The organism is Ruegeria sp. HKCCD6426 (genome assembly GCF_057221115.1).
Window position 1 is genome coordinate 19,979 of sequence record NZ_JBWVBF010000009.1, and the last position, 17,161, is coordinate 37,139.

Sequence of the window (17,161 nt, forward strand, 5' to 3'; positions counted from 1 at the left end):
CGGGCACAATAAACCTGTGGCTGAAGAAATATGGAAACACTGTTCTTAAGCTGGTTTCCAACTGGTTTAGAAGCACTCATCGGCAAGCATGACAACGCGGTGGCCTCTGAAACATTCAGCTCACTGCGGCCGATTTCGGTACGATCAATAAACTAAAAGGCGGGTGGCATACTTCTAAGAGGTCTTTGGCTTCGCGCCATTGACCTGGTGCTCGTAATCCAAAGCGTCGAACCAGCCCAAGGAGTTTGTAATCGCCCCAGTTTCGTTTAGCTCCCATTCCTCCCATCCGCTCGCTTTGACAAAATTTCCCGTGTCCGCATGGTGACCTTCAAGCGTCCATCCGAAAACGGCGCGACCGCCTGCCAGACGAAAAAAATCCCGCACCAAGACCAGATCAGGAAATGACGCCATGAACCCGCCTGCCATCGCAATCATGGCTTCGCGGCCGAATTGGTTTTCGCCTCGGTTAATGGTTATCCCCTTTTCTGGAGCGTAAAAGTCGGCAACCGCCTCAGGGTTGCCTGAGTTCCATGCGGCGGTATACGCTTCGGTCATCTTTTCAAATGTCGTTGTGTTTATGCCCATTTTTGTCTCACAGTTAAAAAAGGTTCAGGCCAGACTAGTCGGCAACTTTGCCCGATGTCTACGGTGTTAGCGTAGACCCCCGGTGAGTAGACTTGCCCCTTGAGAAATCGGGACCACAATTTGCAAGATCGAAAATTCTTTGGAGTCAGAGCCAGAATAAAAGGTCTCATTAACGTATGTCAGAACTTGGTGAATGGTTATCGCAGCGGAATCTTGGCAACCTAGAGGAATGCCTCGTCGAAAATGAAATCGATCTGGACGTCCTGTTTGATCTGACGAATGACGACCTGCGGGAAATAGGCTTGTCTCTGGGAGCGCGCAAAAGGCTCCGTGCTGCAATAACGGCAAAAGAAACCGGTTTATCCGGAGACGACACAATGGCGGCACCGGATGGCTCGCGCGGGGCCGAAAGGCGCCATTTGACGACATTGTTTGTGGATCTTGCAGGATCAACAGCGTTGTCTGCCGGTCTGGATCCGGAAGACATGAGCGACATTATCAAAGAATACCAGAATGCTGTCGCGGGCATCGTAACACGGTATCAGGGCCACATTGCCAAATACATGGGTGATGGCGTTCTGTGCTATTTCGGGTGGCCAGAAGCCCACGAAGATGATGCAAGGCGCGCGGTGCGTTCAGCCTTGGAAATCACCCAATCAGTCTCAGACATGCGTGCGCCGGACGGGACATTTCTTGCTGCGCGCGCTGGCGCCGCCACGGGAATGGTCGTTGTCGGCGACCTCATCGGTGAGGGTAGCGCACAGGAGGAAACGGTTGTTGGTGATACACCCAACCTAGCCGCCCGATTGCAGGCCGAGGCGGAACCCGGGCAGGTCATTGTGTCCGACGCAACACGGCAGCTTATCTCGGACGCGTTCGAGCTTGAGTTCCTTGGTCAGCTCGAAATCAAGGGCCTTGAAGACTCAGCTGCCGCGTGGCGGATAACGTCAGAACGCAGTCTTGAAAGCCGATTTGAGACGCAAGATTCCGCCCCTGTTTCCCCCATGATTGGGCGAAATAATGAACTCGGGTTGATTTTGGAACATTGGCGCCGCGCCCAGTCGGGCGAGGGGCAAGTCACTATTTTGACAGGTGAGGCCGGCATTGGAAAATCCCGGCTGACGCGCGCGGTAACTGACGAGTTGAAATCCCAGGATCACTATCGGATCAGTTATCACTGCTCTCCTTACCATTCGGATTCGAGTTTTTATCCAGTCATTGGCCAGCTTTCGCACGCAATGAACCTTCTCGAATCCGATACGGCGGATCAGAAGCTCGCGAAGCTGAGTACGCAGCTTCGTGCAGCAGATTATCGGATAATTGCTGAGCTTCTGCAGATCGACATCGCTTTGCAGGGCGAAAAACCTGAGCTGACACCGCAGCAACTCAGGGTTCGAATTATGAATGAAACGTCTGCGGAAGTTCAGGCGTTATCGCGCGAAAAACCGGTATTGGTAGTAGTCGAGGATGCACATTGGAGCGATGCATCGACACTTGCAATGCTCGAAGCTTGTCTGGACCGAATTGCAGGTGAGCGCGTTATGATACTGATTACCGGACGGCCCAGCTTTACCTATGGGTTTGGCGGCCACCCCATCGTTTCGAAGTTGACGCTGAACCGCTTGGGATCTGATCAGACCGAAGGCATCCTAAAGAAAATCACCAAGGGCAAAGATCTGCCTGACGAACTGGTGGCAGAAATCATCAACCGGACCGACGGCATTCCCCTTTTTATCGAAGAGCTAACAAAGACAATCGTCGAGTCCGGGGACCTGGTCGAAACCGAAAACCGCTTTGAACTGGCGGGCCCGCTCAACCGGGTCAGCATTCCCGCAACGTTACACGATTCTCTCATGGCGCGCATTGACCGGCTTCAACCGATCAAGGAAATTGCCCAGATCGCTGCCTGCATTGGTCGCGATTTCAGCCGTACTTCATTAGCGAAAATTGCACAGATTGATGACCGGACACTCGACGATGCTTTGGCGCAGCTGGAACGCAGCGAACTGGTTTTTCGGCGCGGAACACCACCGGATGCCACCTATGTCTTCAAACATGCGCTGGTTCGTGATGTCGCCTACGAGAGCTTGCTCAGACGCCGTAGAATCGAAATACATAACCGCCTCACAGACCTGTTCGAAGCGGATCAAAATGTTCCGCCGGAATTGGTGGCACATCATGCGACAGCTGCCGGATTAACTGAAAAAGCCGTGTTGCTGTGGGCGGACGCTGCCAGAAATGCACAGGCCCGCCCGGCCTATGTTGAGGCTGCAAATCACCTGCGAACAGCCCTGGATGTGGTTACGCAACTGCTGGACAAGCCAGAGTGGCGGGAAAAGGAACTTGCACTGCTTGTACAGCTTGCACAGGTGCATATTTCAAAAGACGGCTACGCGTCGACCGAGGCCAGCGCAGCCTTTTCACAAGCGCTGGAACGGATCGAGGCGACTTCGGATTCCGAGTTGAAGATCGCGATCTACTACGGCACATGGATTGCGCCGTATATCGGAAACAATCTCTATCGTGCATTCGACCTGGTAAGCCGCCTTGTTTCAGAAATGGCGAGCGAACCTGAGCCGATTCCGCATTTGATCTCGCGGCGCATGAGAGCGGCAACACTTATCGCGATGGGTCGATCATCCGAAGCGCTGGAGGATCTAAAGACCGCGTATTCGCTTTATCAGACATCCGAGATTGTGGACTTTTCCACCAAGTTCGCGCAGGACCCGGGCGTTCAGATATGGTGTTACACTCTGCTGGCGCAATGGATGACAGGTGATGAACGTGGGGCCTGGGAAACTGCCAACAAAGCGATGGCCAGGGCGCGTGAACTGAAACACGCGAACACCTTCTGTTATGCGGGGTTGCACGTTGTCACTTTGTCGATTTGGGCAGGTGAAATTGATCGTACACGCAAGATCAACGACGAAATGCGCAAGGTATCTGAAGATCACGATATGACCCTGTGGCAGAATTTCGTCGTCATCCATGACGCGGTATTTGCCTGTATGGCTGATGAGGACGGCGCCCACGCAAAGCTGGATAAAGCACTTGAGGAATACCGCGAAAAAGGCTGCTGGTTGTGGGTTACGCTTTATCTGGCGATACAGGCGAAAGCCTTGCTGAGATCCGGCAATCCCGATGCCGCGCAAAGAGCGGTTGATCGAGCGTTTGATGAGCAGAAAGCGACCGGAGAACGTTGGGCAGAAGCGGAGTTGTACAGAATCCAGGGAGAGATCTGTTCGGCCCGCGGCGACAAGGAGGGGGCGATACGCGCTTTCGACCAAGCCATTTCGGTCGCGCACGATCAGAACTCTTCGATTCTGGAGTCCCGGGCATCACAGTCCAGGAAGGAATTGGGTTTAGCCGGATTTTGAACAACATAGGTGCAACGACATTTGCCGAAATCGGTCTACCTGTTCGATTTGCCTATCCCCTTGTCAGTGTGTTAAGCGCCGTCCTTCCTCTGATCTCAGACCGGGTTCATTCCTCAACATTTGACTTTTGCAACGCCTACCGACACTGGCGTTGCAGAGTGACAGTATATTTAAATCCCGCAGCGCAGATTGCTGTTATCACCTGGACTTCCGGGTTAACAAAAACAGAATTGGCTTTTGGGAAAGGAAGCCTGCCTAAACCTCTGTTTCAAACCAAATCGCAGTTCAACATAAAGGCGCTGCACTCGGCCGTTACTTCCTCGAACCGCGATCTTTCTTTCACATACAGATAGACCTGCCTCTTGTCGGATAGATCCGAAATGGTGCGAAATGCGGTGGATTCGGGTATGAACTGCGCAACTGTTTGAGGGAGAACGGTAACCCATTCCCCAGTCCGTACCATGGTAATAAGCGAGTGCGTATTGTGGATTGTAACATCAGCGTTTTCGATCGCGTTCACAAATCGCGGCGTCTGAATGAGATCGCATAAAGCATTTCGGACAAACGACGTATTGACAACATCCTCGATGGTAGGTGGTTCCGGCCTCATGATAAGCGGATGGTTGGACGCGCAAACAAGTCCGAATTGATCCTCGAACAGGGGAATGGTTTTGACACCATTTAGCGGATGGTAACCCGAAGCTATCCCGATATCTGCCTTGCCTTCGGTAAGAGCATCCAACACCTGCTGAGTATCCGTATCCCGCAACTCGACCTTCAGGCCAGGAAAGCGGCGAGTCATGTGTTCCAGAGTTGAAGGAAACAGAAGAGCCGCGACCGAAGGCACAGAAACGATTCGTATCAATCCATGTATTGCGTCTGCTGCGGCTTCGATAGATTGCACCGTCTGATCGAACTGGCGCACCTGCTTCAGAGACATTTCAAACACCTGCTCGCCCAGAGCAGAGAGATGGTTCTTTCGTTCTCCTTCGAACAGCTTTTTGCCCAGGTGACCTTCCAACTGCTTGAGAGTCATGGAAACCGCCGATTGGGTGCGACCCAATCGGTCTGCTGCTTCGGTTAGGTTACCTGTCTGCGCAACGGTGCAAAAGCAGCGCAGCATTTCGATCTTTATAGCCATACTTCAATTTTCCTGAAATTCAATTCAGTTGTTTGAGTTTGACTGATGCAGTCTGCAAAGTCCACTCTGCCCCAAATCAATTCTGAATTTGGGGCCCGACGTGACCAAACTGAACCTGATCGCTGGCGAATGGATGGCCGGCGAAAGCGAGATCGAAAACCGCAACCCTTCAGACCTGAGTGACCTCATCGGTCATTTCGCACAAGCCCGTGCGGATCAGCTTGAGGCCACACTGGATCAGGCGCGTGTCGCGCAAGCCGAATGGGCGGCTTACGGGCTAGAGCGCAAGCAGGCGGTACTGATGAATGTCGGTAACGAGTTGATGGCGCGCGCCGAAGAGCTGGGCACCCTGCTGGCCCGAGAAGAAGGCAAGCCGCTGGCCGAAGGTAAGGGCGAGGTTTATCGCGCCGGGCAGTTTTTCACCTATTACGCGGCCGAATGTCTGCGCCAGATCGGTGAGAACGCAGATTCCGTGCGCCCTGATATCGAAGTCGACGTCCGTCGCGAAGCAGTGGGCGTCGTTGCCGTTATCAGCCCGTGGAACTTTCCGACCGCGACCGCCTCGTGGAAGATTGCCCCAGCTCTGTGCTACGGTAATGCGGTGGTTTGGAAACCCGCCAATATCACACCGGCCTCGGCTGTTGCCCTGACTGAAATCATCAACCGCCAGGACATTCCCAAAGGTCTGTTCAGCCTCGTTATGGGTTCGGGTCGTTCAATTGGGCAGCGCCTGGTGGAAAGTCCAAAGGTCAACGCTATCTCGTTCACCGGTTCGGTCCCGGTTGGAAAAGGCATTGCCGCCGCGGCCATACAGAACCTGACCAAAGTGCAGATGGAAATGGGCTCGAAAAACGCGCTGGCCGTCATGGACGATGCTGATCTCGACCTTGCTGTTTCGCTGGCGCTGGGTGGCGCATTTGGCGGTACAGGTCAGAAATGTACAGCCTCCTCCCGGCTTGTGGTCCACAGCACCGTGCATGATGCCTTCGTTGAGAAACTTGTCGCTGGTGCACAAGCAATGAAAGTGGGTCACGCGCTGGAGGATGGAACCCAGATGGGGCCCGTCGTCAGTGCACAGCAACTGGCTGAGAACCTGGCCTATGTCGATCTCGGCAAGTCCGAAGGCGCCGAGCTGGCCTGCGGTGGTACACGCCTGGATATGCCTCACGATGGCTACTACATGAGCCCGGGCGTCTTCCTGAACACATCCAACGATATGCGCATCAACCGCGAAGAGATGTTCGCCCCGCTGACGTCTGTCATCAAAGTGGGCAGCTATGACGAGGCGCTGGCCGTCGTCAACGACACCAATTTCGGCCTGACTTCGGGCATCGTCACCCAAAGCCTTGCACGCGCCACGCATTTCCGCCGCAACGCACGTACAGGGGTCGTAACCGTGAACCTGCCCACCGCCGGTACCGACTATCACGTGCCGTTCGGCGGACGCGGCGACAGCTCTTATGGCCCGCGCGAGCAGGGCAAGGCGGCGGCCGAGTTCTATACCACCGTCAAGACTGCTTATATCAGCGCGGGAACGCCGTTCTGATGCGCATTGATGGCCTTCAATACGCGAACTGGTCGGAAAAGATCTTTCGGCAATTGCGCCAAGGTGGTGTGGATGCAGTTCACGTCACCATCGCCTATCACGAAAACTTCCGCGAAACGGTTCTGAACTTTGAGAAATGGAACCGCTGGTTCGAACAATACCCGGACCTGATCATGAAGGGATTGTGGGCCAGCGACATCGATAAGGCACGCGAAACCGGGCGCACGGCCATTTTCTTTGGCTTTCAAAACCCCTCTCCTATCGAAGACGATATCGGATTGGTCGAAATCGTGCATACGCTGGGCGCACGGTTCATGCAGCTGACGTATAACAATCAATCCTTGCTCGCCACTGGCTGCTATGAGACCGAGGATACCGGCATCACCCGCATGGGCAAACAGGTTATCAAAGAGATGAACCGCGTCGGCTTGGTGGTGGACATGAGCCATTCGGCAGACCGCTCTACCATCGACGCTGCCGAGCTGTCCGAACGCCCCATCGCTATCACCCACGCAAACCCCTACGACTGGTCGCCTGCCCTGCGCAATAAGCGCGAAACGGTGATCCAGGCGGTGACCGAAAACGGCGGGATGCTTGGTTTTTCAGTCTATCCGCACCACCTGAAAGACAAGTCCGACTGCTCGTTGGAGAGCTTTTGCGAGATGATCGCCCGTACGGCGGAAAAGTACGGGCCTGAACATCTCGGGATCGGCACGGATTTATGTCAGGATCAACCCGACAGCGTCGTCGAATGGATGCGGGTTGGACGCTGGACCAAGGAAATCGACTATGGCGAGGGGTCTGCCAACAATCCGGGCTTCCCTCCAATGCCGGGGTGGTTCCGGGATAGCCGGGATTTTGGAAATATCGAACAAGGATTACGCGCGACCGGTCTGAACGATGACGAAGTGGCCGGGATCATGGGCGGGAACTGGCACAGGTTCTTCGCCGATAACTTCGTCCCTCAAGGGTAATCATATGGAAATACTGGCGCAAACAGACATTGGCAGACGAGACCCTGCATTCGTCATGCGGCTTTCACGTTTGGGGTCGTTGCATCAATGCCGCCTCAGCTTCATGCGGCAGCTGACCCGCCGCATGGCGCAGGAAAACTGGTCGTTTTCGCGGCCTGTTTTCGACATCGATGCCAATGGCGTTGGGTGTGCCGTCTACACCGCCCATGGGCCAGCGCGTGCGTACTCACTCGTTGCATTTGCTCATGATTTGCCGCCTGAAATGCGCTCGGACCGTGTGATTGCCGAAGCCTGGGATGCCACCTTTGCCCTGTTTGACGGCATCCCGACCGAGGCCGATATTGATCGCTTGTCGAAAAACGTGCCGCTGCAAGAGGCTGGGCGTGTAAGCGAAAGCGAGTTGTCATTGTCTCGCGCTAACCGCTCGGTGCGGTTGTGGGCGCATGTCGTTGACGCTCTGGCATCGGGGCAACAGCCTGATCTGGAACAGATTTATCAGGTTGGTTACCTGATGCGAACCACAGCCGTGTACGGCTCGGGTAAATTCGGCGCCGCGGATCGCGAGAACATAGCCGACCGCCCTGAAACCAATGGGCCGTTTCAGGCCGAAATGCTGTCCGTATTTCTGACCCGGGCCTTTGTACGGGATTTGGTCCAGCATATGGCTGATGCCAAGGGCGGCGACCGGGCTGTGCAATTAGATCCAAGCATTGCCCATTGGCTGGGGATCGGCAATTCCACTGGCCTTGGCATGGCCCCCTTCATCGTCAACCATCCTGTTTTGTTCAACAACTGGATCATGGCGCGCGAAGAGGCGATTGCGCGTGTTCGATCGCTGGAAACCGCTACCGATGCCGAGGCCAGCCATTTCTGCGGTGTATTCGAACGCAGTAGGCTTTCAATGTCCTGGTGGCAGTCAGAGCATCCCATCCAGATCTCCAAGCTGGCGGCATTGAATGCCGACCTGCAGGCAATCTCAGATTACCTGAAACTGGATAATCTGACTGGTGGCCACCCATGGAACCGGTTGGTGGTCTGGTCTGAAACCGCGCTCAGCGAAGAAGGTCAGGAATTGATCGCGTCACTAATCCTGGAACCTTACGGTGACCTTGTGGACGAATTGGCCACCTGTATGGGCGACAGCAACGCCCCTGCATTTGTGATCGATGGCGCGATGCCGATAAGCGAGGTCTGCGATTTGATCCGCGACAGCTTTGGCTGGGCGCTCGACCTGGATTGGGAGGCCTCCGAAAACTGCGCCCGCGCATGGTATGTCTCGGAAGAGAAGCTGGAACCCCGGATGGGCGAACGGTTCGAAGAGCCGATTGCGGACTATGAACAACCACTAGCGCCCGCGCGCGATGCGGCCGTTGCCCAGGCCGCGCTGGGCGAATGGGACGCATCCAAGCCTGTGGCCGAGTTTCTACTGCGCCATCCCGAACATCGCCACACCATCCGCCGCGCGCAGATGAGCCGTACCGCTCCTTATGGCGAAATCCACGACAACACGATCAGTGCTTCGGTGTCGCCCCTCGACATGCTGCGAGCTAAACTGTCGTTCTTTGGTGCAACGCATTTTGATCCGCGTTCGGACCGCTGGGTGCGAATCTGCATGTATGCCGGCGCTCCTTACCCTGAGGATCTGACCAGCGAAAACGCCGATTTGTGGGTCTATCCGGAGGTGCAAGCATGAGCTTTTCGCTGAATGAAATGGAGGCTACTGCCAAACGTGCCACCCGCGGTGCGGGCTATTCCTGGGGACAAGCTGAAGAGGCGTCAAAGGCTGCCCGCTGGCTCTGCTCACAGGGCTTGGACGGCGCCGGTATTTTGGCCCGACTATTGAAACTGGAGCTGGCTTCGAACCTTGCCTCGCACCGCCCTGGGCACCTTGAAGGTCCATGGCAGGGTGACGGGGACTTGTGTCCGTTGTCGGCGGGGCCGCTTCTGTCGGATTGTGCCCATCTGCTCACGACGGGCCCGATCGAAATGCAGGATGTTGTTGCACCTGCTCTGTTGTTGCCCTTTGTCTCCAATACCGCACGTGTTCTGGATTGCTCACTGGTTGTCGACTTCGACGATTTGCAGATGGTGATCGATGAGACCTATTTGACAGCTCCCGATGTCCTGCCAGAAAACGCACGGCGGGTGACCGTTTCACAAGGTGGCACCTCTGACGCCCGGCGGGCAAAGCACACGCGCGCGCACCCTGCCCCGGATGACTGGGAAGTTCTGAACCAATTTGCCCATCGCACCTACGCTCCTGCTACCGAGGAATCTCGCTTGTTGGGTGCAGGGGCCGGGCTTTCCGACAATGATTGAAGGGACACTGAAGTGACCGAAACACGAACCCTTTCCCTTACCGAAATTGAGAATCTGTCGTTCCGCGCTCTGGTGGCGGCGGGGACTTCCGAGGCAAACGCACGCCCGCTGGCTGTGGCCACAGCAGCGACCGAGGCGGATGGTGTCGCCAGCCACGGGCTCGCCTATATCCCGATTTATTGCGAGCATGTGCAATGTGGCAAGGTCGATGGGCAGGCGACACCAGTTTTGTCTCGCCCCAGGCCGGGCGTCGTGACCGTCGATTCTGCGACCGGTTTTGCCCATTCGGCCATCGATCTGGGATTTGAGACGCTGATCCCCGCGGCCCGCGAACAAGGTGTGGCAGTTCTGGCCATCAGGAACAGCTATAATTGCGGTGTTCTGGGCTATCACACATACCGTCTGGCGCAGGCAGGGTTGGTTGCAATGGCATTCACCAACGCTCCTGCTTCGATCGCACCTTCTGGCGGTTCCAAACCGGTCGTTGGCACTAACCCGTTTTCCGTCGCTGCCCCGGGCACTGACGGTGAGCCTGCGCTGCTTATCGACCAAAGCGCCAGCACCATCGCAAAGAGCGAGGTCATGAAACACGCGCGCGAGGGCAAGCCGATTCCCGTTGGCTGGGCTTTGGATGCCGATGGCAACCCGACCACTGATCCGGAGGTTGGCCTTAAAGGATCAATGGCTCCGTCTGGCGGATACAAGGGCGTGGGCGTCGCGCTAATGACTGAGCTTCTGGCAGCGGCGCTGACCGGGGCAACATTGGGCATCAATGCCTCGCCGTTTTCCGGAACTGCTGGCGGTCCACCAAAAACCGGCCAATTCTTCATAGCGATCGACCCGGCTGCCACCGCGGCTGGCACGTTTGAGAGTGGCGTTTCTGGCCTTGTCGAAGCGATCCGTTCTCAGGACGGGGCACATCTGCCCGGCGACGGCCGCCGTGCCAAACGACTGGCCGCCCGTGAGGACGGCGTTGCGGTGAACACCGCAACACTTGCAAAAATTGAAGCTCTTCTGGGGTAAGGGCCGAAACAGTGCCCGGACAACAAAACAGGACACCCAGAAGCCTCTGAATACGCGCGAACAGGGAGGAATTTATGTCTATCAATCAACCTTTCACCGAGTTGCAGATCAAGAAATCTGCCGGTGGGTTTTACGAAGGGCACAGCGTCGAAATTGCTGTGCTCAGCAAGTTGATCATGGTGGCACTGGTCATCTGGGCACTGGTGTGGCCGGCTAATGCAAACGGAGTTCTGGGCAGCCTGAATTGGCGTCTGTTGGAAGATTTCAACGTCTTCTACATCGTCATAGTGGGGCTGTTCTCGTTCTTTTTGCTGGTGATCGCGCTGCTGCCCCGAACCGGCAGCCGCATTATGGGAACACCGGATGAAGTCCCTGAGTTCTCGACCTTTTCATGGTTTTCCATGATGTTCGGGGCTGGTCTGGGCGTGGGTCTGATGGTGTTCGCCACAGCCGAGCCAATGGGCCTGTGGGGTTCGAACCCCGAGGTATTAGCCGGTGAAGTCGTGGCCAATTCCGAAGGCGCCATCAAGTCAGGCTATCGCTACACGTTCCTGCATTACGGTTTTCACGCCTGGGCTATCTATGTGGTGACCGGCCTGTCGCTGGCTTACTACGCCTATACTCGTGGCATGCCGCTGACCATCCGTACGGCTCTGACGCCTTTGTTCGGACGCTGGATGAACGGATTTTTGGGCCATATCGTTGATGTTCTTGGGGTTGTCGCGACGATCCTGGGTGTCTCGGTGACGATTGGTTTCGGAGTGTCGCAGTTTATCGACGGGCTGTACGCGATTACTGGTATGCAGTGGCTGATGGACATGAGCGGTGATGCGCCAGCTCCGGGCACAGTAGGCCTGATTACGGGGCTTGTGGCTATCATGGGGTTGTCGATCCTTTCGGCGGTTTCCGGCGTAGGACGAGGCGTGAAATACCTATCCAACCTCAACTTGGTCCTGTCGATCATCCTGTTGTTGACCTTCGTGGTCTTTGGTTCGTTCCTATTTGCCATGACCACCTATGCCAGCGCGTTCGCAGATTACATCCTGCACTACGTCTCGCTGAGCTTTGGTGCCTTCGGCCCTCAATCTCCTGCAGACTTTGCTGCGGCATTGCCCGGCGAGGCGGCACCTTATGCCGATGCGCTGCGCGGTGGCGCGACCAATGCCTGGGGTTCATTCGATGGCTTTAAATCCGGCCTGGAAGGCGATGCCGCAACGTTGCCCGACGAGGTTCTTGCTGCTGCCTATGCAGCCGGCGAGCCGGGTCGCCAATTCGGATGGCAAGCGGGCTGGACCACGTTCTACTGGGCCTGGTGGATCGCGTTTTCGCCCTTTGTCGGCCTGTTCCTGGCGCGCATATCCAAAGGACGTTCGGTGCGCGAGTTTATCATCGGCTGCGTATTCGCACCGGCCATGGTCTGTTTTGCATGGATGGCCATTCTTGGCGGTACCGCTATCGACCTCGAACTCTCGGGCGCGGCAGAAGGCGCGATCATCGGCGCATCTAACACAGCCAAGCTGTTCGTCACTCTGCAACACATGCTTTCAGGCGGTTTTCTAGCCGGGATCACTGTGATGTGCGTGGTGCTGATCCTGACATTCCTTGTCACCTCCGCAGACTCGGGCATCCTTGTGATGAACACGATCATGTCTGGCGGTGAACAACATACCGGTATCAAGCACCGGATCGTCTGGGGTGTGCTCTTGACGCTGGTCATCGGGACCTTGTTGATCGCGGGCAAAACCAACGGCGGCGCTGATCCGATGGAGGCGCTGAAGAGCGCGATGATCATCGGCGCACTGCCCTTCACCGTGATCATGGGGCTGATGTGCATCTCCCTCGCCAAAGCACTCTATCGTGACGGCCTGCGCGAGAAATCGGCTGTGCTAGCAGAATGATCAAAGTTACCGGGCGGTCCGATCTTGGATCGCCCGGTTTTTTTGTCCTCGCAGCTTCAGACTCAAGTCGTGATAACAATGGCGACGAGGACGTCAGTAAATAGTATCTCAACAAAATCTGCCCATCTTGGGCAGGGATAAAGCGCATTCGCCACTTTGGATGGCGGTTCTGTCCCTATTGTCCCTGCCGGCTGAAATATGGTTTTCCGGCTCACTCTTGGGTTCCGCAGAATTGTCCTGTCACATGTTTAGTACGTTGTTTTCGAATGTCGAATGCGGTGGGGTGAGGATAACATTGGAACAGCTGGACGTTCTGGTGGACCGGCCGTGTTCCGGGGCCTCCGGCCTTTTGCTGTCGCTGGCATTCATTGCAACCTAAAATGTGGTGATGCGCCTGCTTTGGCATGCCTGATGTTTCGGCCTGTCAGCTGTGATCGGATAGGCGCTGCCTTCCCCCTCGGGCAACCCTATTAGATAAAACCGTGTCCTCGGCTACGCCTGCGGGCCGTACCATTATTGTCGAATAGCTTTGCCTCGCCCCTAGGACCAGTGGGTCCAACCAGTTATCAGCGACCCCAAATTCAATACGGCGGCTTAAGTAAGTTTCAAACGAGGATCTCCCAAGTATCTCCCCGTCTTGAGCCGCCTCAAAGATCAGATCCCTATGACGTATCGTCTGTTCAACCACATAATAGGTGAGATGCGCAAAAGGGGCGTTGGGAAGTTGGAGCAGCGGAACGCCATGCTTAGCGCAGGTCCCGATCGGTAGCACCAAACACTCAAGAAGCTGAAAAGCGTTCTTGGGGTCAGAAGCCTCTATGACCTCCACAATACATCTCGGACAAATCCGGATCGTAGCGCGGCGTAGCGTTCCATTGGTGGCTGATGAAAGCCCGACGAGATACCGGCAAGGGCCAATCAACCGGGCCGCTCCTTGTTCCAGCTTGGTCAGAGGCACTCTGGTTAGCAGTGACAACGTCTCCAACTGGTCCAAATGCGCTGAGCAGATATGTGGCCATCGCATTTCAAGATCCGAGCAGAAATCACGTGGCATGGTCGTGTACAGTCGGGCCAACCGAGCAACATAACTTGACGGGTCTCCCCTTTCGTTAAGGGGAGACTAGGGTTCAGCGGGGGCCTCAGCATCTTCTCCATCTTCAGGAGCGTCTCCGTCGTCCAGGAGCTTTCTTGGATTGAGATGCCCATATCGAATAGCGTTGCCTCGCCCCCTCCCGCGTTTGCCACGTGGCAGATTAGCAGGAACAGGCAGCTTCGCTGTCTGACCTGAAAATCAGCCCTGATTTTCCGAAAGGTAAGTCAGATCGAACGAAACTGTCTGCGGGAGTCCGAAATGGAGGATTTGGTTCAATTTATGACGAAAAGGTCAAATTTAGCTGATGTTCAACATCGGGGGTGCCATTTGATGTCGAACGTCCACCGCATTCTGGTCCAACTATGACGGCTGGGTCAGGTTCGTGTGACGTTCAACACAATTACTGTGGAACGACACCAATTCTTGGCTCAATTGACTTCTAGAACATCAGCCAAACTGTAAATCGCATCATTCAATTCTGACCCAAACGTCAAGCATTATTGACCCAAAACGAGCGGCTGCTTGTTGTCGAAGGCGCGGATAAAATTTTGAAGGTGCTGTATGACATTTTCGAACCAGTGTCATTTATCCATCCCAAGCCAAGCTCTGGTCACAAGGCCCAAGGAAACTTTAATAGAGACCTGCGACCTTTGCCCTCAGTTTGACCAGTGACGCGACGGTGTCGATTGTGGGCGTTGCGATCCCTGTAAGTTGTCCCAGTTCTTGCACTGCAGTTACCAAGGCATCAATTTCCATCGGTCGGCGCAACTCCAAATCCTGCCACATAGATGTCTTGTGCGCACCGACAGCCGCTCCGCCGTCGAGCCGTTTTTCAACGTCTATCGGGAATTTTACACCAAGTTTTTCACCGATTTCCTGTGCCTCAAGCATCATCCCGCGAGCCACGGAGCGTGTACCCTCGTCAGTACACAAGACATCAAGTGTTGAGTGGGTAAGCGCGGAAATCGGGTTGAACGACAAATTACCCCATAGTTTTAGCCAGATTTCGTCGCGGATTCTTGGCCGAACGGGCGCACGAAGCTCGGCGGTGGACAGCGCAGCCGAAAGCTTGGCCGCACGGTCAGATTTAGAACCATCAGGTTCGCCTAATGAAAAACGATTGCCTTCGACATGCTTGATTGATCCAGGAGCAATGACCTCAGCAGCTGGATAAACGACACATCCGAGGACTCGATCTGGCCCGAAACCGTTCCACTGCAGGTTGCCGGGATCGACTGACGCCAACCTCGTTCCCTCGTAAGGGCCGCGCAGTTTGTGGAAATACCACCAGGGCACCCCGTTCACTCCACTTACTATTGTTGTCTCGTCCCCAATCAACGGCTGCATTGAGTCTACGACTGCTGGGACGGAATGCGCTTTCAGAGTGATGAAGACATAATCTTGTGGACCGAGATCGGCAGCATTGTCTGAGGCGCGTATTGGGACGTTTATTGGATCCCGCTCATCCTCAAGAAGAGTCAGCCCTTTTTCTTGCATTGCGGCCAGATGGGGCCCGCGCGCGACAACACTGACGTCTGTGTCAGTCTGCGCGAGTTTTGCAGCAACAAAACCTCCGATTGCACCAGCACCAAAGATACAAATTTTCATGTGTCTAAGCCTCTGCCAGCCCTAGTTTTACGGCCATGCCTATCCTTTGTATTTTGCCTGTCGCGCCCTTAGGAATCTCCTCGAGGATAACCACTGAACTTGGCACTTTGAACTTAGCGAGCCGAGAACCGACAAAATCCCTAACTTCCTGACACGCGATAGAGGCGCCTTCTGAGAGCACGACGGCCGCAGCGATGTCTTCGCCAAGTTTTTCGTGGGGCACAGCGAAACAAACTGCCTGAGCAACGTCCGGGTGGCTCAATAGAATGGCGTCGACTTCAAGCGGGCTGATTTTCTCACCACCTCGATTGATGAGCTCCTTAAGGCGTCCGGTCAGTCGCAGATAATTCTCTTCGTCGAATGAACCCTGGTCACCTGTGCGGAACCAGAGTTTTCCGTCCGCATTAAAGAAATTGTCGGCATTTGCCTGCGGGTTGCCTTCGTATCCCGGTGTCACGTTCGGACCGCTGATAACGATTTCTCCGACGTCATGCGAAGAAATCAGAACATTTTCCTTCTCGTCAGCGATTCTGACTTCGGGGCCTGCTGCTATTCCAACAAATCCGGGCTTTTGCTCTTGGGGCGGAAACGGGTTGCAACACATTTGATGTGTGGCTTCAGTCATCCCGTAGGCTTCGATGACGGGCGCATTGAAAGTTGCCACCAACTCTTCCATTACCGGGCCCGGCAACGAAGCAGAAGAAGATCGAAGAAAGCGCAACCGCGATTGCTCGATGATTGATTGGTTTCGTGCAGCTCGGGTCAGAATAGCTTGGTGCATTGTCGGAACTGCGGTGTACCATGTCGGATCAACTTCAGCGACTTGAGAGAAAAAGCTGAGAGCGTTGAACCCGGGGGCGCAGCTAATTTGAGATCCAGCACCTAAAGAAGCGGCAACAGCCGCAATCAGCCCGTGGATATGAAACAGCGGCATAATACTCAGACAGCGGTCGTCGATTGTCAGTTTCAAAGACGAAGCCACATTTCGCGCGGATGCGTAGATATTAGCCTGCGTCAGAGGGACGATTTTGGGGCGCGACGTTGTTCCTGACGTGTGGAGTATCAGGGCAACATCATCTTCACCCGGCGCGGATGTGTCAGCCGTGCCAATTGGGTCGCAGGGCAAAATGTAAAACTGTCCGGCTGAATGTAAGCTATCGTGAGACACCCTCAAGATAGCGATGCCAAGGTCCCTTGCCGCTTTTACGGCAGGTCCATTTTCGTTTTCGTTTACAAGAAGAGCCTTGGCCTTCAGGTCTTTGAGGTAAAATACGTATTCTTCGTAAGTGTACGCCGGGTTCAAAGGTGCCGTCGTCGCCACTTGGGCGACGGATATGAAAGCCGTCGCCATCTCTGGGCCGTTGGGCAACACAATTGCCACCCGGTCGCCGCGACCAACTCCGATCTGATGGAGATCCTTCTTGACCTTTGCGCAAAGCTCGCGAAGCCCAAGATAATTCAGCCAAGATCGACCTGGGGCACCGATAGCATTTGCAGTGCCAGAATGGGGTGCGATCAATTCAGCGACTAAGTGGGGCATCCGGGTTCCCTTTACAAAAAGCATTGGCCTAATTCGCAGAGAGGGTTTGGCTTCGTA

The 17,161-nt window shown here is 55.2% G+C and carries 11 protein-coding genes and 1 pseudogene; 7 read left to right on the forward strand and 5 right to left on the reverse strand.

Annotated elements, in window-relative coordinates; all coding sequences use genetic code 11:
• Positions 1-174: 174 nt before the first annotated feature.
• Positions 175-585: a DUF1348 family protein gene (locus AC2TDA_RS20265; protein ID WP_480880575.1), complete on the reverse strand. Its 411-nt coding sequence runs from the start codon at positions 583-585 to the stop codon at positions 175-177.
• Positions 586-761: 176 nt separating this feature from the next.
• Here AC2TDA_RS20265 and AC2TDA_RS20270 point away from each other — a divergent pair, with 176 nt between their 5' ends.
• Positions 762-3,962, forward strand: a complete 3,201-nt coding sequence (locus AC2TDA_RS20270) for an ATP-binding protein (RefSeq protein ID WP_480880576.1) — start codon at positions 762-764, stop codon at positions 3,960-3,962.
• 268 nt (positions 3,963-4,230) lie between these two features.
• On the opposite strand, the gene AC2TDA_RS20275 is transcribed toward AC2TDA_RS20270, so the two are convergent.
• A complete protein-coding gene (locus tag AC2TDA_RS20275) occupies positions 4,231-5,103 on the reverse strand; it encodes a LysR family transcriptional regulator (RefSeq protein WP_480880577.1) in 873 nt (290 codons plus the stop codon).
• A 133-nt stretch (positions 5,104-5,236) separates the two neighbouring features.
• Between AC2TDA_RS20275 and AC2TDA_RS20280 the strand changes: the two genes are divergently transcribed.
• The 6 genes from AC2TDA_RS20280 (at position 5,237) to AC2TDA_RS20305 (ending at position 12,863) form a co-directional block, all read left to right on the forward strand.
• Positions 5,237-6,649, forward strand: a complete 1,413-nt coding sequence (locus AC2TDA_RS20280; RefSeq protein WP_480880718.1) for an aldehyde dehydrogenase family protein — start codon at positions 5,237-5,239, stop codon at positions 6,647-6,649.
• Positions 6,649-7,623, forward strand: coding sequence for a membrane dipeptidase (locus tag AC2TDA_RS20285; RefSeq protein ID WP_480880579.1), 975 nt, complete (start codon positions 6,649-6,651; stop codon positions 7,621-7,623). Before AC2TDA_RS20280 ends, AC2TDA_RS20285 begins: the two co-directional genes overlap by 1 nt.
• A gap of 4 nt (positions 7,624-7,627) precedes the next feature.
• Positions 7,628-9,316: a hypothetical protein gene (locus tag AC2TDA_RS20290; protein ID WP_480880582.1), complete on the forward strand. Its 1,689-nt coding sequence runs from the start codon at positions 7,628-7,630 to the stop codon at positions 9,314-9,316.
• Positions 9,313-9,942, forward strand: a complete 630-nt coding sequence (locus AC2TDA_RS20295; RefSeq protein WP_480880583.1) for a DUF3726 domain-containing protein — start codon at positions 9,313-9,315, stop codon at positions 9,940-9,942. Before AC2TDA_RS20290 ends, AC2TDA_RS20295 begins: the two co-directional genes overlap by 4 nt.
• Positions 9,943-9,954: 12 nt before the next feature.
• Positions 9,955-10,965: an Ldh family oxidoreductase gene (locus tag AC2TDA_RS20300; protein ID WP_480880585.1), complete on the forward strand. Its 1,011-nt coding sequence runs from the start codon at positions 9,955-9,957 to the stop codon at positions 10,963-10,965.
• Between the two features lie 74 nt (positions 10,966-11,039).
• Positions 11,040-12,863: a BCCT family transporter gene (locus tag AC2TDA_RS20305; RefSeq protein ID WP_480880587.1), complete on the forward strand. Its 1,824-nt coding sequence runs from the start codon at positions 11,040-11,042 to the stop codon at positions 12,861-12,863.
• A gap of 424 nt (positions 12,864-13,287) precedes the next feature.
• On the opposite strand, the pseudogene AC2TDA_RS20310 reads toward AC2TDA_RS20305, so the two are convergent.
• From AC2TDA_RS20310 to AC2TDA_RS20320, 3 genes and pseudogenes are all read right to left on the reverse strand, one after another.
• Positions 13,288-13,944 (reverse strand): annotated as a pseudogene (locus AC2TDA_RS20310) (TniQ family protein); the annotation flags it as partial.
• 642 nt (positions 13,945-14,586) lie between these two features.
• Positions 14,587-15,564 carry a 2-dehydropantoate 2-reductase gene (locus AC2TDA_RS20315; RefSeq protein ID WP_480880589.1) on the reverse strand — a complete coding sequence of 326 codons (978 nt, stop codon included), beginning with the start codon at positions 15,562-15,564 and terminating at the stop codon, positions 14,587-14,589.
• Between the two features lie 4 nt (positions 15,565-15,568).
• Entirely contained in the window at positions 15,569-17,104 is a 1,536-nt protein-coding gene (locus AC2TDA_RS20320) for an acyl--CoA ligase (protein ID WP_480880590.1), read from the reverse strand.
• Between the last annotated feature and the right edge of the window lie 57 nt (positions 17,105-17,161).

Bases quoted from the DNA above. Each gene is read 5' to 3' on its own strand.
- AC2TDA_RS20320 (WP_480880590.1), bottom strand. From the start codon at position 17,104: ATGCCCCACTTAGTCGCTGAATTGATCGCACCCCATTCTGGCACTGCA.
- AC2TDA_RS20290 (WP_480880582.1), top strand. From the start codon at position 7,628: ATGGAAATACTGGCGCAAACAGACATTGGCAGACGAGACCCTGCATTC.
- AC2TDA_RS20305 (WP_480880587.1), top strand. From the start codon at position 11,040: ATGTCTATCAATCAACCTTTCACCGAGTTGCAGATCAAGAAATCTGCC.
- AC2TDA_RS20285 (WP_480880579.1), top strand. From the start codon at position 6,649: ATGCGCATTGATGGCCTTCAATACGCGAACTGGTCGGAAAAGATCTTT.
- AC2TDA_RS20270 (WP_480880576.1), top strand. From the start codon at position 762: ATGTCAGAACTTGGTGAATGGTTATCGCAGCGGAATCTTGGCAACCTA.
- AC2TDA_RS20265 (WP_480880575.1), bottom strand. From the start codon at position 585: ATGGGCATAAACACAACGACATTTGAAAAGATGACCGAAGCGTATACC.
- AC2TDA_RS20295 (WP_480880583.1), top strand. From the start codon at position 9,313: ATGAGCTTTTCGCTGAATGAAATGGAGGCTACTGCCAAACGTGCCACC.
- AC2TDA_RS20275 (WP_480880577.1), bottom strand. From the start codon at position 5,103: ATGGCTATAAAGATCGAAATGCTGCGCTGCTTTTGCACCGTTGCGCAG.
- AC2TDA_RS20280 (WP_480880718.1), top strand. From the start codon at position 5,237: ATGGCCGGCGAAAGCGAGATCGAAAACCGCAACCCTTCAGACCTGAGT.
- AC2TDA_RS20315 (WP_480880589.1), bottom strand. From the start codon at position 15,564: ATGAAAATTTGTATCTTTGGTGCTGGTGCAATCGGAGGTTTTGTTGCT.